Source organism: Peribacillus sp. NPDC096447, from assembly GCF_044762725.1.
Lineage (GTDB): Bacteria > Bacillota > Bacilli > Bacillales > DSM-1321 > Peribacillus.
The window spans coordinates 530846-551464 of the sequence record NZ_JBIWEV010000004.1 but is presented as its reverse complement, the minus strand read 5'-3'; the positions used below and the strand labels follow the sequence as shown (position 1 = coordinate 551464).

The following is a 20619-nucleotide window of genomic DNA, read 5'->3' as shown; positions in this document are numbered from 1 at the left end:
AAATGAGTGTATTTACTCATTGAGAGTAATTATCATTATCAGTAGAATAGGTTTCATGATAATGATAATTATTCTCAATTAATTCAATACATGGAGGTTTACTATGGTAACGAATACGCTTACAAAAAATGATCAACTACTGGAACAACAAAATACAAGGGAATCAAATGCCCGATCTTATCCTAGAAGATTACCCATTGCGATCGATCAAGCGGAGGGAATTTACCTAACAGACATGGATGGAAAACGATATATTGATTTTCTTGCCGGGGCTGGAACATTAGCGCTTGGACACAATCATCCGGCTGTGCTTGAAGCAATGGAAAAAGTTCTTAAGGATAAACGTCCTTTACATACATTGGACTTTACGACGCCGATCAAAGAGCAGTTCGTCGATGAAATTTTTGAATGCCTGCCTGAGGAATTAAGGAAAAATGCAAAAATTCAATTCTGTGGTCCTACTGGCGGAGATGCCATTGAGGCAGCACTTAAACTGGTTAAAACAGCGACAGGCAATAGAAGTATATTATCCTTCCAAGGAGCTTACCACGGGGCAACGCATGCAACGATGTCAATCAGCGGCAATACAAAACCAAAGGAAAAAATACAAGGGTTGATGCCGGATGTACAATTCCTGCCGTATCCCTACCAATATCGCTGTCCCTTTGGAATTGGCGGAGAAGAAAGCCATAAAATCAGCAGCCAGTATATCGAAAATCTATTGAACGATCCCGAATCAGGGTTATTGGCGCCTGCAGGAATGATTTTGGAGGCAGTACAAGGCGAGGGAGGTTCCATTCCAGCTCCAATTCCATGGCTTAAGGAAATCAGGAGAATAACGAAAGAGAAGGGCATTCCACTAATCATCGACGAAGTTCAATCAGGTATCGGCCGTACAGGGAAAATGTTTGCGTTTGAACATGCAGGTATCGTTCCGGATGTTCTTGTACTATCCAAAGCAATAGGCGGAAGTCTTCCATTATCGGTGGTGATTTATAACAAAGAGCTGGATCTATGGTCTCCAGGTGCACATATCGGTACGTTCCGCGGAAATCAAATGGCGATGGCAGCGGGAACAGCAACTTTAAAATACATGAAAGAGACGAATCTTGTGGAGCATGCCGCTAAAATGGGAGAAATCTTAAAGGATATTCTTAAAGATTTGCAAAAAGATATTCCGCAGATCGGGGATGTCAGGGGCCGGGGATTAATGATCGGTGTGGAAATGATCAATCATGAAGAACCGCAAAATGCGAATGGGAGCCATCCTGCTGATTCGCAACTTGCCAGTGCCATTCAACAGGAATGTTTTCAAAGAGGGTTGATTCTGGAAGTTGGCGGCAGACATGGAAGTGTAGTGAGGTTCTTGCCTCCATTGATCGTTACGGAATCCCAGCTTCGCGAGGCCACTGCAATTTTTGAACAAGCTGTTCGTGCAGCTGTTGCAAGAGGGTGAATGATCAATGATCGAAATGATAAATAAAACGGATTTTGCTTATTCTCGATTTTTCCTGAATAACGAAGAAGGCTTCAATAACTACAGCCAGTCATTAAACATCATTGAAAAAAAGCTGACCAGCTTTTTAAAAGGGAATAATTCACCATACTCTGGGAAAAAACCGTATGAAATCGAAGCAAGATTAAACGAGCTGATCCTTGCTTCTCCAAAAGGGAAGACAATGGAAGCGGTAGCGGATGAGCTGGAAGAGTTTGTTATTAATGACAGCATCAATGTACAAAGCCCTGCTTGTATCGGACATTTGCATTGCCCGACATTAATACCTGCCGTGGCTGCCGAAATGATTATCGGTACGTTGAATCAATCCATGGATTCATGGGACCAAAGCTCGGCAGCAACCTTCGTTGAAGAGCGTTTAATAGATTGGCTGTGCAGAAAGGTAGGGTTGCCGGAACAAGCGGATGGGATTTTCACAAGCGGCGGAACCCAATCTAATTATATGGGCCTGCTATTGGCTAGGGACGCTTATTGTAAGCGTGTCTGGGGTGTTGACGTTCAACAGCATGGCTTGCCGGTCGAGGCGAAAAAATTGCGGATCTTATGCTCCGAGGCTGCCCACTTTACGGTTCGTAAATCAGCGGCACAGCTGGGGCTTGGTGAACAGGCTGTAATCACGATTAAAACGGATTCAAATCACCGTCTGTCCGTAGTTGAATTAAATCAACAGCTGCTGCATTTAGAGGAACAGGGTTTACTGCCATTTGCCATCGTTGCAACTTGTGGAACAACGGATTTTGGTTCAATCGATCCATTACACGAATTGTCCGAAGCCGCGAGGAAGAGTGGGATATGGCTGCATGTGGATGCCGCATATGGAGGCGCGATGATTTTAAGTAAGGATTACAAAGAGTTAATCAGCGGAATTGAACGGGCCGACTCGATTACGGTCGATTTTCACAAATTATTCTATCAACCCATCAGCTGTGGTGCTTTTCTTGTTTCTGACAGCAACTCATTTCAATATATCCAGCATCACGCAGATTACTTGAATCCACAGGAAGATGAAGCGGAAGGCATGGTTCACTTAGTCAATAAATCGGTTCAAACGACGAGAAGGTTCGACGCACTGAAACTCTGGATGTCATTGAAGGTCGTTGGACTGGATGCCTTTGCCGAAATGATCGACTATACATGTCACCTTGCACGTGAAGCGGCTGTGAAGATCGATAAAGAGGAAGGGTTCACAGTATTGAATAAAGACCCTGAATTGAATGCGGTTGTATTCCGTTATAATCCCGAAGGAGAAAGTGATCAGTTAGTAAATCTATTAAATAAACAGATTCAGCAAGAATTACTGAAAAGCGGACGTGCATTTTTAGCAAAAACACGTTTTGAAGGCCAGGTATATTTAAAAATGACACTATTGAATCCAATGACAAGGCTTGAACACATAGAGGAAATTTTAGACGAAATTCGAGTATTAGGTGAAATGTTCAAGATGATGGAGGAATGAATATGAATGGTAAGCAAATAGCTGAAAGGGCGACGATGCAAAGCTTTCTGAATTGTTATTTCCGGGAAACCGGAAATTGCAGTTTAGAAGAAACGAAAAACTGGCCGAATTTGGAGGGGGCCATTTCGGATTCATTAATGGTCAGTAAGCTCATATCCCAAGATATTGCATTGCTTGTTCCGCTTAAATATTGGTCGGAAACGGGGCGTCATATTTTCAACTTCCCGATTTACTATCAAACGGCATCCAAACAAGTACATGTATTAGATTACGTGACAATGGTCTCGATTGTTTCTAAAGAATTATTGAATGAGCAGGGCCGGACGGATAGTGAAGATGAATTGATGCTGCGCGTCATCCTAAGCAGCCAAAATATTCAACGGTATGCTGAAGCCAGGACGGAAGACGTTGATGCACTTCAAAGTCCTGATTTCACCTACATCGAAGCAGAGCAGTCGCTTTTATTCGGACACCTGTTCCACCCGACACCGAAAAGCAAGCAGGGCATTTCAGAAAAAGATGAATGGATTTATTCACCCGAATTAAAAGGGGAGTTTCAGCTGCACTACTTCCTGGCAGAACCTTCGATTGTCATCCAGGATTCTAGTGAAGTCACATCGGCAAGTGAGATCATTAAACAGGAGTTAGCCGGTGACTTGGAGATTTCCAGTGAATTCCGAAGAACGTATTGCCAAAAGGAAAGCCAATATATCATCATCCCGGCACACCCTCTCCAGGCAAAAGTGCTTATCGAAAAAGAAGAGGTCAAGAGGCTACTCGAGAAAGGGACACTAGTTTATGCAGGACCGCTTGGGAAAAAATTTACGGCCACCTCTTCATTTAGAACGGTATATAGTGCCACATCGAGATATATGTACAAATTTTCCGTTCCGGTTAAAATCACGAATTCCTTACGTGCAAATCTGCAAAAAGAATTGGATCGTGGTGTCGAAATTGCAAAATTAATAGATTCAAAAGTGGGCGACGATCTAAAAGAACGGCACCCCTCCTTCCGTATCATCAAGGACCCTGCTTACCTAACTATCAAAACAGCCGAGCAAGAATCAGGATTCGATGTAGATATTCGGGAAAACCCTTTTTATGAAAACGATAAACAAGCAAGCCTGATTGCCGGCTTATGTCAGGATAATGCCTATGGTGCCCCATCAAGACTTGGAGCGATCATCCGCAAATTATCAGCTGATGAAAACCGCAGTACCGAAGAAGTGAGTAAGGATTGGTTCAAAACCTATCTGTCAATGACATTGAAACCGATGCTTTGGCTATTTGAAGAGTATGGAATTGTTTTGGAAGCCCATCAACAAAATTCCATCATTCAACTTCAAGATGGGTACCCAGCCACTTTTTATTATCGTGATAATCAAGGGTATTACTATTGTGAGTCCAAAGTGGACAGGCTGCTGAAGATCTTGCCAGAACTAAGTGAAAAAAGCTTCACGATTTGTTCAGATGAAGTAGCTGAAGAAAGACTGCAATACTATTTCTTTTTTAATCACTTATTAGGCTTAATCAATAATTTCGGTACGGAAGGATTAGTATCAGAAAAAACACTGTTACAGCTCGTTCAGGAACAACTGGAAACATGCAGCACGCAAAGCGAAGATGAAGGGTTGAATCGAGTTGTTTCAAAATTGCTTCATGCCCGGGAATTATCTTGTAAGGCTAATTTACTGACACGTTTTCATGATATGGATGAGCTTGTCGGTTCACTTGAGACACAATCCGTTTATACAACGATTGATAATCCGTTCGCGCAGGGGGTTATGGCCGTCCATGAAAAATAGTTATGAAGAAATGCTTAAGGACTGTAATCAGCAGCTTTCATTTGTCAAAGTTGAATATGAGAGGGATTTGGATACATTGCATAAATGGATGCATGAAGATCATGTGATACCCTACTGGAATTTGAATTTCACAAAAGAAAAATTCGATGTTCATTTAAAAAGGGCATTGGCTGATACACACCAAACACTCTATTTAGGCTGTCTGGACTCCATTCCCATGAGCTATTGGGAATCGTATTGGGTTAAAGGCGATATCATCGAAGATTATTATGAATCCGAAGAGGGAGATCAAGGCATTCATTTACTCATAGGTGATCCGGATTACCTGGGAAAAGGACTGGCTTTGCCGTTTTTACGTGCAATGGTGAAATTCCAACTACTGACTTCAACCACAAACAAAGTGATGGCAGAACCGGATATTCGAAATGCAAAGATGATTCATTTATTTGAAAAGTGCGGGTTTACCCCAATTAAAGAAATTGAGCTCCCAGATAAAAATGCATTGCTTATGTCATGTACACGGGAGAATTTCGAGAGGAAGTGGAACTATGGAGAAGCAACAATCTATCTATGACCTGGTAGGGATAGGGATAGGTCCCTTTAATCTTGGACTTGCGGCCCTTTTGGAGAAAACCCCGGAGTTGAATGCCGTCTTTTTTGAGAAAAAGCGGGAATTTAATTGGCATGAAGGGATGCTGTTGGAAGGGACAACTCTGCAGGTACCGTTCTTTGCCGATCTGGTTAGCATGGCAGATGTGACAAGTCCATATAGTTATCTGAATTATTTACAGCAGCATGATCGGCTTTATCATTTCTACTTCCTTGAAAAATTCTTGATTCCACGAAAAGAATATAACGATTATTGCCGCTGGGCTGCCCATCAACTTGATAGCTGCCGTTTTGGAAAAGCGGTGGAGGCGGTTGAATATATAGGGAATCAAGATGAACCCTGCTATCAAATCAGTGTAAGGGATGCACAATCACAAAAGATCGAATTCTATTATAGCCGTCATGTAGTCATGGGAATTGGCAGCGCCCCGACTGTTCCATCGGCTTTTCATCCATATATGGGAGAGAGCATCCTGCATTCGGCCGATTATTTACGGAATAAAGAAAATATCTTAAAGAAAAAATCCGTAACGGTTGTCGGATCTGGACAGAGTGCAGCCGAGGTCTTTCTGGATCTGCTTAATGAGCAGGAGGAAAATGGCTACCAGCTAAACTGGTATACAAGATCCAAGGGATTTTTCCCTATGGAATATTCAAAACTCGGGTTGGAATACTTCACGCCGGATTACCTTGATTTCTTTTATCGGCTGCCGCAGGAAAAGAAGGATGAAATCCTGCCGAAACAGGATTTATTGTATAAAGGCATCAGCGCCACTACAATCGCAGCAATTTTTGACAAGATGTATGAAAAATCGATTGGAAATGCCGAACTGTCCATTGAACTTAGGGCCATGACGGAAGTTGCAGCGGTTACCCCTGCTGAAAATGGCTGGGAATTGAAATGCCGACAGTGGGTAGAAGATAGCGAATTTGATGTGGATACAGAGGCGGTCGTTTTTGGGACGGGCTATAAATCAACTCTTCCGGCATTCCTTGAAACCATGGAGGACCATTTAGTCCGCGATGACTTGGGTCGTCTTGCAATAACGAAAGACTATCGGGTAGGAACGGCCATCTCTACACCGAATCACCTTTTTATTCAAAATGGCGAGATGCATACACATGGTGTGGGTGCTCCGGATCTAGGCTTAGGAGCATTCCGAAATTCTATTATCATCAATCAATTGGCAGGTAAAGAAGTTTATCCATCCGAGCCAAAGGGTGCATTTCAGTCATTCCGTGTAAAAACACCCGTCATGGCTTACTAAGAGAAGGGAAGGGGAGAATTATATGCAGTTCATAAATGAAGTGGAACAGGCAGTTTCAGAAAAAAGTTGGTACATAGTAAACCAAAACCTGCTGGCCAAGATGATTTCTGAATATATGTATGAAGATATGATCCATCCAGCTGTTCTGAACGAAAATACAGCAGGAAACCTATATGAGTTAAAGATAAATGAGGGGAAATCTTATCGATTTTTGGCATCGCCCCGTCTTTTTGACAGCTATGAAGTACAGGCCGAGTCGATCCAGGTAAGTGAAACGGAAGGTTTTACACAGGCCAAGGATGCCATTCAATTCATTTTGGACATCCAGCCGTTAATTGGGATGACTGCAGAAACAACAGGACATTTAATCAAAGAATTCCATCATACACTGCTTGCGGATCTCCAACTGCTATCCAAACCTGAACAAGATGCGGGTGATTTAGTCGAACTGGATTATGCATTACTTGAAGGAGAAATGAGCGGCCACCCTTGGATTGCTTATAACAAGGGAAGAATCGGTTTCGGTTATGATGATTATTTGCAGTTCGCTCCAGAAAACCAGAAGGAAGTTCAGTTATCTTGGATTGCCGTCCATAAAACGAGGGGGGAGTTCAATTCAGTAGAAACGTTATCTTATAAGCAATTGATGGAGAATGAACTGGATGGGGAAACCCAAAAATCATTTGCAAAGATATTGACGGAAAAAGGGCTGAACGCAGAAAACTATTACTACCTCCCAGTTCATGAATGGCAGTGGAAGAATGTAATCATCCAGAACTTTACCGATGACCTGGCTAAAGGGCTGATCGTAGCTTTGGGAAATGGTCCCGATAAGTATCTGCCGCAACAATCCATCCGGACATTTGTTAATGTATCGAATAAGGATAAACACCATGTCAAGCTGCCGATGAGCATTTTAAATACGCTGGTATACCGTGGATTGCCAGCTGAACGCACGGTCATTGCCCCAAAAATCACAACGTATATAAAGGACATTTATGAAAATGATTCATTCTTGAAAGAACAATGCAAAGTAGTGCTTCCTGGTGAAGTGGCCAGTTTAAATGTTGATCACCCGTATTATTCCAAGCTAGAGAATGTACCGTATCAATATTTAGAGATGCTGGGGGGGATTTGGAGAGAAAGTATTTACAGTTATATGGAGGAAGGCGAAAAGCCCATTACGCTTGCGTCCCTTTTACATGTGGACAGCAAAGGGAAACCATATGTGGAAAGCCTTATTGAAAAATCGGGATTGACTGCAGAAGCCTGGACAGCTCAATTATTCGACGTCATCCTATCACCATTACTACATTTTATCTATCAATATGGATTGGTCTTCTCTCCGCATGGTCAAAATACCATTTTAGTTTTGAAGGATTACAAGCCTCACCGCTTGGCCATCAAGGATTTTGTAGATGATGTAAACGTCAGTGATCAGCCGCTTCCTGAATTAAGCAGCCTTCCTGATGATTTAAGGAAAGTACTAAGAAGTGAGACTCCCGAGGGGCTGGTTCAATTCATTTTCACGGGACTGTTCATCTGTCATTTCCGATACTTGTCAACACTTCTGATGAAGAGGTCCCTTTTGGATGAGAATGCTTTCTGGGAAGGCGTCGCTCGAACAATCCTGACACATCAGAAAAAATTCCCTGAGTTACAAGATCGTTTCGATACGTTCAATTTCTTTGCGCCAAAATTAACAAAGCTCTGCCTGAATAGAAATCGGATGCTTCAATATGGATATAGCGATGGAGAAGACCGTCCGCATGCATCTGAGTTTGGGCATGTGAATAATGCCCTTTATGAAAAGTTACCTGCAAAATCGCTATAAAGTTAAACTGGCTCAGACTTTTGGGCCAGTTTTCTTATGGTTTTAACAATTTGACCGTTGATTTCCGCTCCAGGCACTCGCTTTCCGCGGGCGGTCAGCCCTCGGCTTGCGCCTGCGGGGGTCTCCCCTAGACACGCTTTTCCCGCAGGAGTCTCGTACACCCGTTCCAATCAACTTTGTTATTAAATATAGAGAAGTAATGGTTAACAAATGTACGCATAAAAAACGGATTGTGTTATCCTCTTTGGGTCAAATTCCCTAAAAATTATCTTTGAGATAGGGCTTGCCGTTCATTTAAATTGGTGATAAGCTATGTGTAAACGGTTACACAAAATTATTGAGGGTGATATATTGGCAACTATTCGGGATGTGGCAAAGGAAGCTGGGGTTTCTGTGGCAACGGTTTCCAGAGTTATGAATGGCAGTGGTTATGCACATGAGGACACAAAAAAGGTGGTCATGGCAGCTGTTGAGAAATTAAATTATAAACCGAATGAAGTGGCAAGATCCCTCTACAAACGTAAATCCAAATTGGTTGGTTTGATTTTGCCGGACATTACGAATCCTTTCTTCCCAGAAATGGCTAGAGGTGTGGAGGATTATCTACAGCAATTTGGTTATCGGTTAATTTTTGGAAATAGTGATGAAAAGAGAGAGAAAGAAATAGAATATATCGACACATTCCTGCAAAATAATGTAGTGGGCATGATTGCTTCAACTAGTGAAGAAGCCAATGAAAATTTCGATAATCTGGATATTCCAGTTGTCCTTCTTGACCGTACAGCAGAGAAATTACCAGCTGTTTATTCCGATCAAAAGACAGGCGGTAAACTGGCAGCACGCGTATTGCTGGATAGGAGCAGTACGAATATCGTCCTCATTAGGGGGCCAGTCGAAATAAAGCCTGTATATGAACGGTACATGGCAGCATTGGAAGAATTGAAACAAGCAAAAGTGAACGTGCAAGTCATGGATTCATCCCTAACTCTTCAGGGGGGCCAAACTTGCGTGAAACAGCTGTTCGAGCAATATCCGGAAACCGATGGAATCATCGCTTGTAATGATATTGTTGCAGCCGCCGCACTTCAAGAGATTTTAAAACGGGGAATACGGATACCGGAAGACATACAATTGATCGGCTATGATGATATCGCCTTCACAGCGTTATTGCACCCGCCGTTATCGACAATTCGGCAGCCAGCCTATGAGATGGGGGCACAAGCGGCGGAAATGCTAATTAAAAGGATCAATCAAGAAAAATTGGAAGTAACACATGAAAAGCTCCCTGTTTCTTTTGTGGAGAGACAAACAACGAGAAGGAAGGCGGAGAAGACATGATTAGAATTGCAGTAGTGGGAAGTTCCTCAATGGACTTAGTGGTGACATCAGCCAAGCGGCCAATGGCTGGTGAAACGGTTTTAGGGGAGTCTTTTATCACGGTTCCTGGAGGAAAGGGTGCCAATCAGGCTGTTGCAGCGGCACGTCTTGGTGCAGAAGTTTCGATGGTTGGATGTGTAGGGGATGATGTCTATGGAGAAATCATCTTAGATAACCTGAAAAAAAATCATGTAAACACGAAGAATGTGGAACCGGTTACAGATTCCGCGTCCGGGACAGCACACATTACCCTTTCGGAAGGTGATAACAGCATTATTGTCGTAAAAGGCGCGAATGATTTCATTACTCCTGAATATGTACAAAAGGCGAAAAAGGTAATAGAGGAATCGGATATCGTGTTGGTTCAGCAGGAAATACCTGAGGAAACTGTGGAATATCTGGCTGAGTTGTGCAGCACGCTTCAAAAGAGATTACTTTTGAACCCAGCTCCCGCCCGCAAACTAAGCGAGGCTGTCATTCAACAGGCATCATACCTTACTCCGAATGAACATGAATTCGAAATACTATTCAATGGGAGAGATAGAACGGAAGTCTTGACTGAGTATCCCAATAAATTATTCATTACCGAAGGAAAAAATGGCGTCCGTTATTTTGACGGACATGAAGAAAAGGTTGTTCCAAGCTTTGAAGTGGAAGCGGTGGATACGACAGGCGCAGGGGATACATTCAATGCTGCCTTTGCCGTGGCTGTTGCAGAAGGAAAAAGTTTTGACGAATGTTTGTTATTCGCGAACCGGGCAGCATCCATTTCCGTGACGAAGTTAGGAGCCCAAGGCGGCATGCCGCAAAGGATAGAGGTCGAGAGGGGCTTTGAAGCATGAAACGTCAAGGAATCATCAATAGTTCAATAGCCAAGGTCCTGGTTGACCTTGGTCATACCGATTATATAGTAGTAGGTGATGCCGGGCTGCCGGTGCCACCTGGAGTTTGCAAGATAGATTTAGCATTGACGCCTGGAACACCATCATTTCAAGATGTAGTCCGGGCGATTCACGAAGATATGGTTGTTGAAAAAGTTATCGCTGCCACGGAAGTGAAGGTTAAAAACCCGGAACAGCATCAATATATGGAGCAGCAATTCGGAGCAGCGATTGAATATGTTTCCCATGAGGATTTTAAAAGGCTGACAAGTAACGCGAAAGCAATAATCCGGACCGGGGAGACGACGCCATATTCAAATTGCATATTGCAGTCTGGAGTATTCTTTTAAAGAAATGAGATGATGAGCATGCAAATCGAAATGCACAATATTTATAAAGCATTTGGTCAAAACAAGGTATTGGAAGGTGTTCATTTTTCTTTAGAGGCTGGGGAAGTACATGCGCTAATGGGGGAAAATGGTGCGGGGAAATCAACCTTGATGAACATTTTGACCGGGCTGCATAAACAAGATCAAGGAACGATTGAGATTAACGGTAAAGAAACCTCATTCAAGGATTCAAAGGAAGCGGAAGTGGCGGGAATGGCCTTTATCCGTCAGGAATTGAATATTTGGCCAGAAATGACCGTGCTGGAGAATCTATTTATCGGCAGGGAAATGGTGAATGCCTTCGGTGTCCTGAAGACGAAACAAATGAAAGCGCGTGCAAACGAGATTTTTAAAACACTTAATATTTCCCTTCCTTTTGATAAGGAAGCCGGATTTTGTTCTGTCGGGGAACAGCAAATGATTGAAATTGCCAAGGCGCTCATGACGGATGCCGAAGTCATCATCATGGACGAGCCCACAGCAGCTTTAACTGATAGGGAAATAGAGAAGCTCTTTGAAGTGATGAAGGGACTTACCAAAAAGGGTGTATCGCTTGTTTATATTTCTCACCGGATGGAAGAAATATTCGCCATTTGTGACAGGATCACCGTAATGCGTGACGGAAAAACCGTCGATACGAAAAGAATTGCAGATACAAATTTCGATGAAGTCGTTCAAAAAATGGTAGGGCGGGAGCTGGAGGATCGTTTTCCTCATCGTGAAGCGAATCCTGGCGATATAGTCCTTGATGTAAAAGGTTTAACTAAAAAGGGGCTTTTTGAAGATATCCATTTCGCGGTTCGGCAAGGTGAGATTGTCGGTGTCGCCGGATTGATGGGAGCAGGAAGAACAGAAATAATGCGCGCCCTATTTGGTGTCGACCAAATAGACAGGGGTGAAATCACCATTGAAGGCAAGAAGGTTTCCATACGAAAACCAACGGATGCAGTTCGACACGGCCTGGCTTTCATTACGGAAAATCGTAAAGAAGAGGGGCTGATCCTGGACTTTTCTGTAAGGGAAAATATCGGCTTGCCGAATCTCAAAAGTTTTGCTCCTAACGGAATCGTAAAAACGGAAGATGAGATGAACTTTGCCGAAATGATGATTAAGCGACTTCATGTAAAGACATCTTCTGCTGAAACGGTCATCGGCAATCTATCCGGAGGAAATCAACAGAAGGTGGTAATTGCCAAATGGATCGGCACTTCCCCTAAAGTTTTAATTATGGATGAACCGACCAGAGGCATAGATGTTGGCGCAAAACGTGAAATTTACGAGTTGATGAATGAATTGACGGAGCGAGGCATCGCCATCATCATGGTTTCGTCAGAGCTTCCGGAAATCATTGGAATGAGTGATAGAATCCTTGTGGTTCATGAAGGTGAAATTGCTGGGGAATTGTTAAAGCAGGAAGCGACGCAAGAAAAAATTATGGCATTGGCGACAGGAGGGAACTAGGATGAAACTTGAGGCTACAGGGAAAAGCGGGATTTGGCAGAAATTCGGTCCGTTACTCGCCCTGGTACTTTTATTTATCGTAATAACCGTTTTAAATCCATCATTCATGGAACCGAATAATATTTTGAATTTATTGCGTCAAACCTCCATCAATGCACTTATTGCATTTGGAATGACCTTTATCATATTGACAGGTGGCATCGACTTGTCCGTCGGTTCCATTTTAGCTCTATCCAGCGCACTTATGGCTGGTATGATGGTCTCGGGATTAGACCCGATTTTAGCAATATTAGTAGGCATTCTACTAGGTGCAATAATGGGTGTGATCAATGGGATACTCGTTTCAAAGGGAAAAATGGCCCCTTTCATCGTGACACTGGCCACCATGACGATTTTCCGGGGATTAACGCTTGTGTATACGGATGGAAAGCCGATTACCGGAATTGGCGATTCCGTTATGTTCCAGATGCTTGGGAGAGGTTACTTCCTTGGAGTGCCAGTACCGGCCGTTGTGATGGTCATCGCTTTCTTAATCCTATGGTTCCTGCTTCATAAAACATCCTTTGGCCGTAAAACTTATGCCATTGGAGGAAATGAAAGGGCTTCCCGTATTTCGGGGATTAAAGTTGATCGAGTCAAGGTGGCCATCTATGGTCTGGCCGGTACGATGGCGGCCATTGCCGGTGCCATTTTGACATCCCGTCTGAATTCGGCACAGCCGACGGCAGGCCAATCCTATGAAATGGATGCCATCGCAGCCGTGGTGCTGGGCGGAACGAGCCTTTCAGGCGGTAAAGGGCGCTTGTTCGGTACGCTGGTCGGTGTCCTGATCATCGGTACCTTGAATAACGGCATGAATTTACTTGGTGTATCCTCTTTTTACCAGCAAGTGGTAAAAGGTGCAGTTATATTAATCGCGGTTTTACTTGACCGTAAAAAATCATAAGAAGAGGTGTAATCAATGAAAAAAATAGTATCGATCATCATGGTTCTTTCTTTAATGGTCTTGGCTGCCTGTTCAATGGATTCTGGTCTAACAGATGATAAAAAAGAAAAGAAAGACTCCATGAAAGACGTGAAAGTCGGAGTCAGCATCTCTACTTTAAACAATCCATTCTTCGTTTCCTTAAAAGATGGTATTGAAAAAGAAGCAAAAGAAAAAGGCATGAAAGTCACAGTTGTTGACGCCCAAGATGATACGGCAAAACAAATCAGCGGAATTGAAGATCTAATCCTTCAAAAGGTTGATGTCCTTCTTGTGAATCCTACTGACTCTGCGGCAATATCTTCAGCCGTTCAATCAGCTAATGAAGCGGGCATTCCCGTTATCACGATTGACCGCTCTTCAGACGAAGGAGACATTGAAACGTTCATCGCTTCCGACAATGTGGCTGGCGGGGAAATGGCTGCAGAATATCTAGTTAAAGAGCTTGGCGAAAAAGCGAAAGTAGTGGAACTTGAAGGGGTATCTGGTGCATCTGCAACTCGTGAACGCGGGAAAGGTTTCCACAATATTGCGGACAAGCAGTTAGATGTCCTGACAAGCCAAACGGCGGAATTCGACCGGACAAAAGGGCTTAACGTCATGGAAAATATCCTGCAAGGCAATAAAGACATCCAAGCGGTATTCGCCCATAATGATGAAATGGCACTAGGAGCCATTGAAGCAATCAAGGCAGCCGGAAAAGACATTATCGTGGTTGGTTTTGACGGAAATGATGATGCATTGAAAGCAGTTGAAAACGGTGAACTAAAAGCTACAATCGCCCAACAACCGGCACTTATCGGTGAAGAAGCGGTTAATGCGGCTGAAAAAATCTTAAAAGGCGACAAAGTGGATGACACAATATCCGTTCCATTGAAATTGGTCACCAAAGAATGATTGTCATACAAACAATGAGGGTGCCGGAACTTTTCCGGCACTCCTTTTTTTAATTCCATTGATGTTATCTGATTGTGGATATTCAGCTTGTATTGATATGAATGAGAGAGTATAAGAAAGAGAGATCATTCTTTTACAAAAGTAAGGCGGCCCATGTCGGGCCGCCTCCTAAATCAACTGATTGCTAGAGTATACCTTGAGTCAGCATCGCATTCGCCACTTTAAGGAATCCGGCAATATTGGCCCCAACAACTAAGTTGCCAGGCTCACCATATGCTTCTGCAGCCTCTACACTGTTTTTATAGATGTTCTTCATGATTTCATGCAGCTTGGCATCGACTTCTTCGAAAGTCCAAGGCATCCTGGCACTGTTTTGGGCCATTTCGAGTGCAGACACGGCTACGCCGCCTGCATTGGCCGCTTTTGCTGGTCCAAAAAGAATGCCGTTATTAAGGAATACTTCAATGGCCTCAAGGGTTGAAGGCATATTAGCCCCCTCACCGACTGCCTTCACATTATTTTTGACCAGTAATTTTGCTGCTTCTTCATCGATTTCATTTTGTGTGGCACAAGGCAGTGCAATATCGCATGGTACAGACCAAATGCCGTAGCTCCCTTCATGATATACAGCTTCCGGGTGCGCATCGACATATTCGCTCAAGCGTTTTCGTTCCACTTCTTTTAACCGTTTAACTGTATCCAGGTTCAGACCATTTTCATCATATATGTAGCCATTTGAATCGCTGCATGCAACCACTTTTGCGCCTAGCTGTGTAGCTTTTTCAATGGCATAAATGGATACATTGCCAGATCCGGAAATAACGGCGGTGCTGCCATGGAATTGTAACCCTTTGTCATTGAGCATCTCCTCGACGAAGTAAACCGTTCCATATCCAGTCGCTTCTGTACGGGCCAAGCTTCCTCCGTAACTAATACCTTTACCAGTTAGAACACCGGCATGGTAGCTGCCTTGCATCTTTTTATATTGACCGAACAGGTAACCGATCTCCCTTGCACCGACTCCGATGTCACCAGCCGGTACGTCTGTATCAGGGCCGATATAGCGAGATAGTTCCGACATGAAGCTTTGGCAAAAACGCATGATTTCTGCGTCCGATTTTCCTTTTGGATCGAAGTCCGACCCGCCTTTTCCCCCACCGATCGGCTGGCCAGTAAGAGAGTTTTTAAAGATTTGCTCGAAACCAAGAAACTTTATGATGCTGGAATTGACAGTGGGGTGGAATCGGAGACCGCCTTTGAATGGTCCGATTGCACTGTTGAATTGCACACGAAAACCACGGTTTACTTGGACATTGCCCAGGTCATCAACCCAAGAAACACGGAAGGTGATCATTCTTTCGGGTTCAACCAGCCTCTCCAATATCCCGCTTTTCATATATTCAGGATGTTTTGCAAAAACGGGGATCAGTGAAAGGAATATCTCCTTTACAGCTTGATGGAACTCATTTTCGTGAGGATTACGCTCCTTTACCTGTGCGTATACTTGACTTACGAAATCTCTGGCATCTTGTAATTCCTCATGCTCTACTTCCTGTGAAGTTGTCATTGTTCTCTCTCCTTTAGATAAAGTTAAAGTCATAAAATTTAAATGGGGTAAGTCTATCGGTTTTTATATGATACTTTCATGATATAATTTAAAAGTGGAACGAACAATCTGAATATTAGATAAATAACATGCTGTTTTGATATGAAAGAGGGAGCTTGGATTGGAATTAAGGCAAATTGAATATTTCATTGAAGTGGCAAAGCGTGAACATATGACGGAAGCAGCAGTGAACTTGCATGTTGCCCAGTCTGCTGTCAGTCGCCAAATTTACAATTTAGAAGAAGAGCTGGGCGTGCCCTTATTTATCAGGGAAGGCCGAAAGATTATATTGACACCTATAGGACATACATTTTTATCTCATATGGAACAAGCTATGGATATAATCGATCGTGCCAAGCGTGAGATGGCTGAAAGCCTGGATCCGGAAAAAGGGACAATCCGCATTGGCTTTCCCAGCAGTTTAGCTTCTTATATATTGCCAAGGGTCATTTCCGACTTCAGGGAAAGTTATCCGCAGGCAAAATTCACATTGAAACAAGGTTCATATCGCTACCTGATAGATTCTGTGATAAAAGGTAACATAAACATGGCCTTGATTGGCCCACTGCCGGTGAATGAAAAGAAAATCAAAGGTGAAACGCTATTTATTGAAAACTTAGTTGCCCTTTTACCAGAAAGTCATCCTTTGTCATTGAAGAAATCATTATCCTTAAATGAGCTTCAAGGAAACCCGTTCATCGTATATCCAAAGGGATATGTTTTAAGGGATCTCGTTATGAAAGCTTGCAAACTGCATGGCTTTGAACCGGAAGTGGCATTCGAAGGAAAGGATACAGATGCTATAAAAGGATTGGTGGCAGCAGGTCTGGGAATAACCTTGATTCCTGAGATTTCCTTGATTGATAGCTTGCCTCGTTTTACGGTTAAATTGCCGCTGGAGGACCAATCTATAACCAGGGCAGTAGGGGTCATCGTTCCGATTGATAGGGAACTGATGCCAACGGAGAAATTGTTTTACCAATTTTTGAGGAATACTTTTGCAAAATTGGAAGGTTTTCAATAGAAATGAGATGGGTGTCTATTAGAAAAGTCATAAATCCAGCTAGTGAGAGAATCCTTGAATCGGGTTCTTTTTTTTTGGTCCGTAAATGTATCGAGATATCTCCATTTAGACATCTTAAAATGAGGATAAATTATTTCGGAATAATAAATTATTAGTTTTTATTGAATAGTAATGCGTTAAATATTTATTTTTGAAAGCGCTTTTATTTTATTAGAATAAAAATATCACTTACATTATCAGAAAATTCATGTTATTATACGGACAGACATTAGTAAATATCTAGGTAGCGATACGATATACTTTGTTTAAAAGAAGACCTTTTTTTTTTTGATTTTCCTAAATTGAATATTCTGATAATTAATGAGGAGTGGAGATAAAGTGAGCAGGAAAGAATACATCAGCGATCGAATGTACAAGGCATCAACAGGGATAGCCAACGCTGTCTTGGTTACATTAGGGATCGGGTTATTGTTTGAATCCATAGGGGGCTATTTAGGCTGGGAGGTCTTCATGGCAATAGGCGGGGCTGCAAAGGTCTTGCTAGCGCCAGCTTTAGGAGCAGGTATCGCATATCAGCTTGGAGGAAATTCATTAATTATCTTTAGCGCCATGGCTTCAAGTGCTGTTGGAGGTGCTGCCATTCACAGAACTGCTGAGGGTGCCTTCACGATTGTTACGGGTCAGCCACTAAGTGCTGTCTTGGCAGCAGTGATTGCAACATATATAGGCAAGCGGCTAATCGGCAAAACGAAGTTGGACATCATGGCCATCCCAATGGGGGCAGTTCTTGTCGGTGGAGTTTCTGGATATGGCCTGGCTCTTGTCACCACTCCGCTCCTAACATGGATAAGCAGTCAAACCACGGCTGCGGTCGAGGGTTCTCCCTTAATCGGCTCCATGGTCATAGCCTTGGTATGGAGCATTTTATTAATGACACCGGCGTCTTCCGCTGCACTGGCGATCGCCCTGCAATTAGATCCCGTTTCCAGTGCTGCAGCTCTAATCGGATGTACCGTTCAGTTTGTCGGGTTCACTGTCATGTCTTATAAAGATAATGATATGGGCGGGTTCCTGGCACAGATGGTCGTTACGCCAAAAGTCCAATTTCCTAACTTGATCAAAAAGCCATTATATGTAATTCCTCCTTTTGTGGCGGCAATCATCTGTGCGCCTATCGCAACCTTGGCATTCGATTTTCAAGTGCCGTATGAGCTTGGAGGCATGGGGTTAAGTTCAATGATTGCACCGATTGCCATCATAACTGGTCAGGGGCTGTACACGTTTTTGATTTATGTGGCAGTGGGTATGGTATTGCCAGCTGTGATCACACTTGCCTTACATCGGGTATTGAAGATGATGGGTAAAGTTAAGCCAGGTGATCTTCATTTGGAAGTTTCATAATCAAAGTTTTCTTGGAAACCAGCCTGGTTAAGGAACCGGGCTGGTTTTTATTTATAAAGGGATTAGGGTAAAATGGGGAGGAAAGCATTTGCATAGATAGGATGATATAGATGGGAAAAGAAATAGATATAAAAGTGAAAGCTAAGTTCGTGAGTAAAATCGGCAAGGGTTTTCCCTTGATTGTTAAAGAGTCGATAGCCAACCTAAATGACCTTCAGGAAGAGGGGGCCTTGGTGCGTTTGGTGGATGAAAACAACCGCTTTCTGGCAAAAGGTTATTATGGTAAACAGAATAAGGGCTATGGCTGGGTATTGACCCGAAGAGAAAATGAAAAGATCGATCAATCCTTCTTTAACGGCAAAATCCAGGCAGCATATGAATTCCGAAAGTCTTTTTTTGAAGATGGGGAGACTACAGCTTTCCGCTTGTTTAATGGGGAAGGTGATGGAATTGGCGGTTTAATCATTGATCATTATGATGGTCACTATGTCATTAGCTGGTATAGCAAAGGGATATATTCCTTTAAAGACTACATCATTAAGGCATTGCAGGAAACGGTCGAGGTCAAATCGATTTATCAGAAGAAACGCTTTGATACAAAGGGGCAGTACGTGGATGAAGACGATTTTGTCATGGGCGAACAGCCGGCATTTCCGCTTCTTGTAAAGGAGAATGGAGTCCATTTCGCTGTTTATCTGAATGATGGGGCAATGGTCGGTGTCTTCCTTGATCAACGCGATGTCAGAAGGAAAATCCGGGATGAATATGCCAAAGGGAAAACCGTGTTGAATATGTTCTCCTATACGGGGGCATTCTCCGTGTTTGCCGCTTTAGGCGGTGCTGTTAAAACAACTAGTGTCGACCTGGCGAATCGCAGTTTACCAAAGACGATCGAGCAGTTCAGTGTGAATGGAATAGATCCAGAAGCTCACAATATCGTGGTGATGGATGTTTTTAAATATTTTAAATATGCAGTGAAGAAGGCTTTGAAATTTGAAATGGTCATCCTCGATCCGCCCAGCTTTGCCAAATCGAAGAAGTTTACTTTCAGTGCCGGAAAAGACTACACGAATCTATTGAAGGATACCATTTCCATTACGGAAGACAATGGGGTCATTATCGCCTCAACTAATTGCAGTACGTTTGACATGAAAAAATTCAAGAGCTTCATTGATGTTGCTTTCAAAGAAATGAATGGAAAATATGAGATCATGGAAGAATTCTCATTACCGGCTGATTTTAAAACAATAAGGGAATATAAGGAAGGGGATTATTTAAAAGTAGTCTTCATTAAGAAAATTAAAGGTTAAATAAAGGCGTCACAGTTCAAGCAGGGCTGTGAACGCCTTTTTTTGTAATATAAATGTTTCATGTGGAACGATTGGACATTCAGATTCACTGGATAGGCCATTCACTTTTCAAACCTTTCGATAAATGAAAAGAAGGTTTCATGCGAATGCTGTTAGCGATGCAAAACTGGGCTGCATAGTAGGTAAGCATGATCATTGGGCCAGAAAAGGCAACATCATCGATAAATTTGTTCCAAGATAAAATGGAGTCGGAAATCACGAACAGGACCCCGCCGGTGATTGCGGCAGCATTTCCGGTCATAAATGCCGCCCAGCCCATGAGGGAGATGACCGTTACATAACAGATTACAGGGATGATGAGGTTATGTTCACCTTTTTCAATTAAAGAACGTACAATTTCACGGCCAATCCAAGTGGAGTAAATGCTAATCGGAACAATCGTCGCAAATCGAAGCCATGAAAAGGTCCATAGTCTAAAGAATGCCGAAATATAGAAAAGGTGGCCGATCAAGAAGGCGGAAAGCCCGATGACGAACCAAATCAACAAACCATCTCCAAGCATACAAAAGAATAAACCAAGAAGTATTAAGGATTGGTAACGATTTCGTCTTCCCACAGTTGTGCAGGCGTAGAGCAAAATCAATAACATGGGGATGATCTTGAACATGATTTTAATCATCAAAGGCTCTTCCGGTATAAAAAAAATATATAATAGCCCCGTGATAGTGATTGCGGCAGGTAAGCATTTCATTAACATTCATTTCCCTCCTTCAACCTTTAATTCTATGCAAGGATATGGA

17 protein-coding genes are annotated in these 20619 nt (G+C 42.9%); 15 read left to right on the top strand and 2 right to left on the bottom strand.

Going from position 1 to position 20619, the window contains the following annotated elements:
• Positions 1–103: 103 nt before the first annotated feature.
• The 12 genes from ACIQZD_RS17025 (at position 104) to rbsB (ending at position 14478) form a co-directional block, all read left to right on the top strand.
• Positions 104–1456 (top strand): aspartate aminotransferase family protein, encoded by a 1353-nt coding sequence (locus ACIQZD_RS17025; RefSeq protein ID WP_402904759.1) that lies wholly within the window; start codon positions 104–106, stop codon positions 1454–1456.
• Positions 1457–1463: 7 nt separating this feature from the next.
• Positions 1464–2972: a pyridoxal phosphate-dependent decarboxylase family protein gene (locus ACIQZD_RS17020; RefSeq protein ID WP_402904757.1), complete on the top strand. Its 1509-nt coding sequence runs from the start codon at positions 1464–1466 to the stop codon at positions 2970–2972.
• A 2-nt stretch (positions 2973–2974) separates the two neighbouring features.
• Positions 2975–4777: an IucA/IucC family protein gene (locus ACIQZD_RS17015; protein ID WP_402904755.1), complete on the top strand. Its 1803-nt coding sequence runs from the start codon at positions 2975–2977 to the stop codon at positions 4775–4777.
• The gene (locus ACIQZD_RS17010; protein ID WP_402904753.1) at positions 4767–5351 is read left to right on the top strand and encodes a GNAT family N-acetyltransferase; all 585 of its coding nucleotides are present in this window, start codon (positions 4767–4769) and stop codon (positions 5349–5351) included. The genes ACIQZD_RS17015 and ACIQZD_RS17010 overlap by 11 nt, the downstream gene beginning before the upstream one ends.
• The gene (locus ACIQZD_RS17005; RefSeq protein ID WP_402904751.1) at positions 5326–6654 is read left to right on the top strand and encodes a lysine N(6)-hydroxylase/L-ornithine N(5)-oxygenase family protein; all 1329 of its coding nucleotides are present in this window, start codon (positions 5326–5328) and stop codon (positions 6652–6654) included. Before ACIQZD_RS17010 ends, ACIQZD_RS17005 begins: the two co-directional genes overlap by 26 nt.
• A gap of 22 nt (positions 6655–6676) precedes the next feature.
• Complete coding sequence (locus ACIQZD_RS17000) at positions 6677–8488, top strand: IucA/IucC family protein (protein WP_402904749.1); 1812 nt, start codon at positions 6677–6679, stop codon at positions 8486–8488.
• A 351-nt stretch (positions 8489–8839) separates the two neighbouring features.
• Positions 8840–9826 (top strand): LacI family DNA-binding transcriptional regulator, encoded by a 987-nt coding sequence (locus tag ACIQZD_RS16995; RefSeq protein ID WP_402904747.1) that lies wholly within the window; start codon positions 8840–8842, stop codon positions 9824–9826.
• Entirely contained in the window at positions 9823–10707 is an 885-nt protein-coding gene (gene rbsK, locus ACIQZD_RS16990; RefSeq protein WP_402904745.1) for a ribokinase, read from the top strand. The genes ACIQZD_RS16995 and rbsK overlap by 4 nt, the downstream gene beginning before the upstream one ends.
• Positions 10704–11096, top strand: a complete 393-nt coding sequence (gene rbsD / locus ACIQZD_RS16985) for a D-ribose pyranase (protein ID WP_063234273.1) — start codon at positions 10704–10706, stop codon at positions 11094–11096. Before rbsK ends, rbsD begins: the two co-directional genes overlap by 4 nt.
• 18 nt (positions 11097–11114) lie before the next feature.
• Positions 11115–12596 (top strand): sugar ABC transporter ATP-binding protein, encoded by a 1482-nt coding sequence (locus ACIQZD_RS16980; RefSeq protein WP_402904742.1) that lies wholly within the window; start codon positions 11115–11117, stop codon positions 12594–12596.
• Between the two features lies 1 nt (position 12597).
• Positions 12598–13542, top strand: coding sequence for an ABC transporter permease (locus tag ACIQZD_RS16975; RefSeq protein ID WP_101223945.1), 945 nt, complete (start codon positions 12598–12600; stop codon positions 13540–13542).
• A 15-nt stretch (positions 13543–13557) separates the two neighbouring features.
• Complete coding sequence (gene rbsB, locus ACIQZD_RS16970) at positions 13558–14478, top strand: ribose ABC transporter substrate-binding protein RbsB (protein WP_137017767.1); 921 nt, start codon at positions 13558–13560, stop codon at positions 14476–14478.
• A 184-nt stretch (positions 14479–14662) separates the two neighbouring features.
• Here rbsB and gdhA read toward each other — a convergent pair whose 3' ends face one another.
• Positions 14663–16045 carry an NADP-specific glutamate dehydrogenase gene (gene gdhA / locus ACIQZD_RS16965; RefSeq protein WP_402904739.1) on the bottom strand — a complete coding sequence of 461 codons (1383 nt, stop codon included), beginning with the start codon at positions 16043–16045 and terminating at the stop codon, positions 14663–14665.
• A 160-nt stretch (positions 16046–16205) separates the two neighbouring features.
• On the opposite strand from gdhA, the gene gltC reads away from it, so the two are divergent.
• The 3 genes from gltC (at position 16206) to ACIQZD_RS16950 (ending at position 19819) form a co-directional block, all read left to right on the top strand.
• Positions 16206–17108 carry a glutamate biosynthesis transcriptional regulator GltC gene (gltC, locus tag ACIQZD_RS16960; protein WP_402904737.1) on the top strand — a complete coding sequence of 301 codons (903 nt, stop codon included), beginning with the start codon at positions 16206–16208 and terminating at the stop codon, positions 17106–17108.
• Between the two features lie 360 nt (positions 17109–17468).
• Positions 17469–18509 (top strand): PTS sugar transporter subunit IIC, encoded by a 1041-nt coding sequence (locus ACIQZD_RS16955; protein WP_402904735.1) that lies wholly within the window; start codon positions 17469–17471, stop codon positions 18507–18509.
• A gap of 110 nt (positions 18510–18619) precedes the next feature.
• Positions 18620–19819, top strand: coding sequence for a class I SAM-dependent rRNA methyltransferase (locus tag ACIQZD_RS16950; protein ID WP_402904733.1), 1200 nt, complete (start codon positions 18620–18622; stop codon positions 19817–19819).
• Between the two features lie 85 nt (positions 19820–19904).
• Here the strand turns inward: ACIQZD_RS16950 and ACIQZD_RS16945 are convergent, their stop codons facing one another.
• Positions 19905–20576 (bottom strand): lysoplasmalogenase, encoded by a 672-nt coding sequence (locus tag ACIQZD_RS16945; RefSeq protein ID WP_402904731.1) that lies wholly within the window; start codon positions 20574–20576, stop codon positions 19905–19907.
• Positions 20577–20619: the final 43 nt, after the last annotated feature.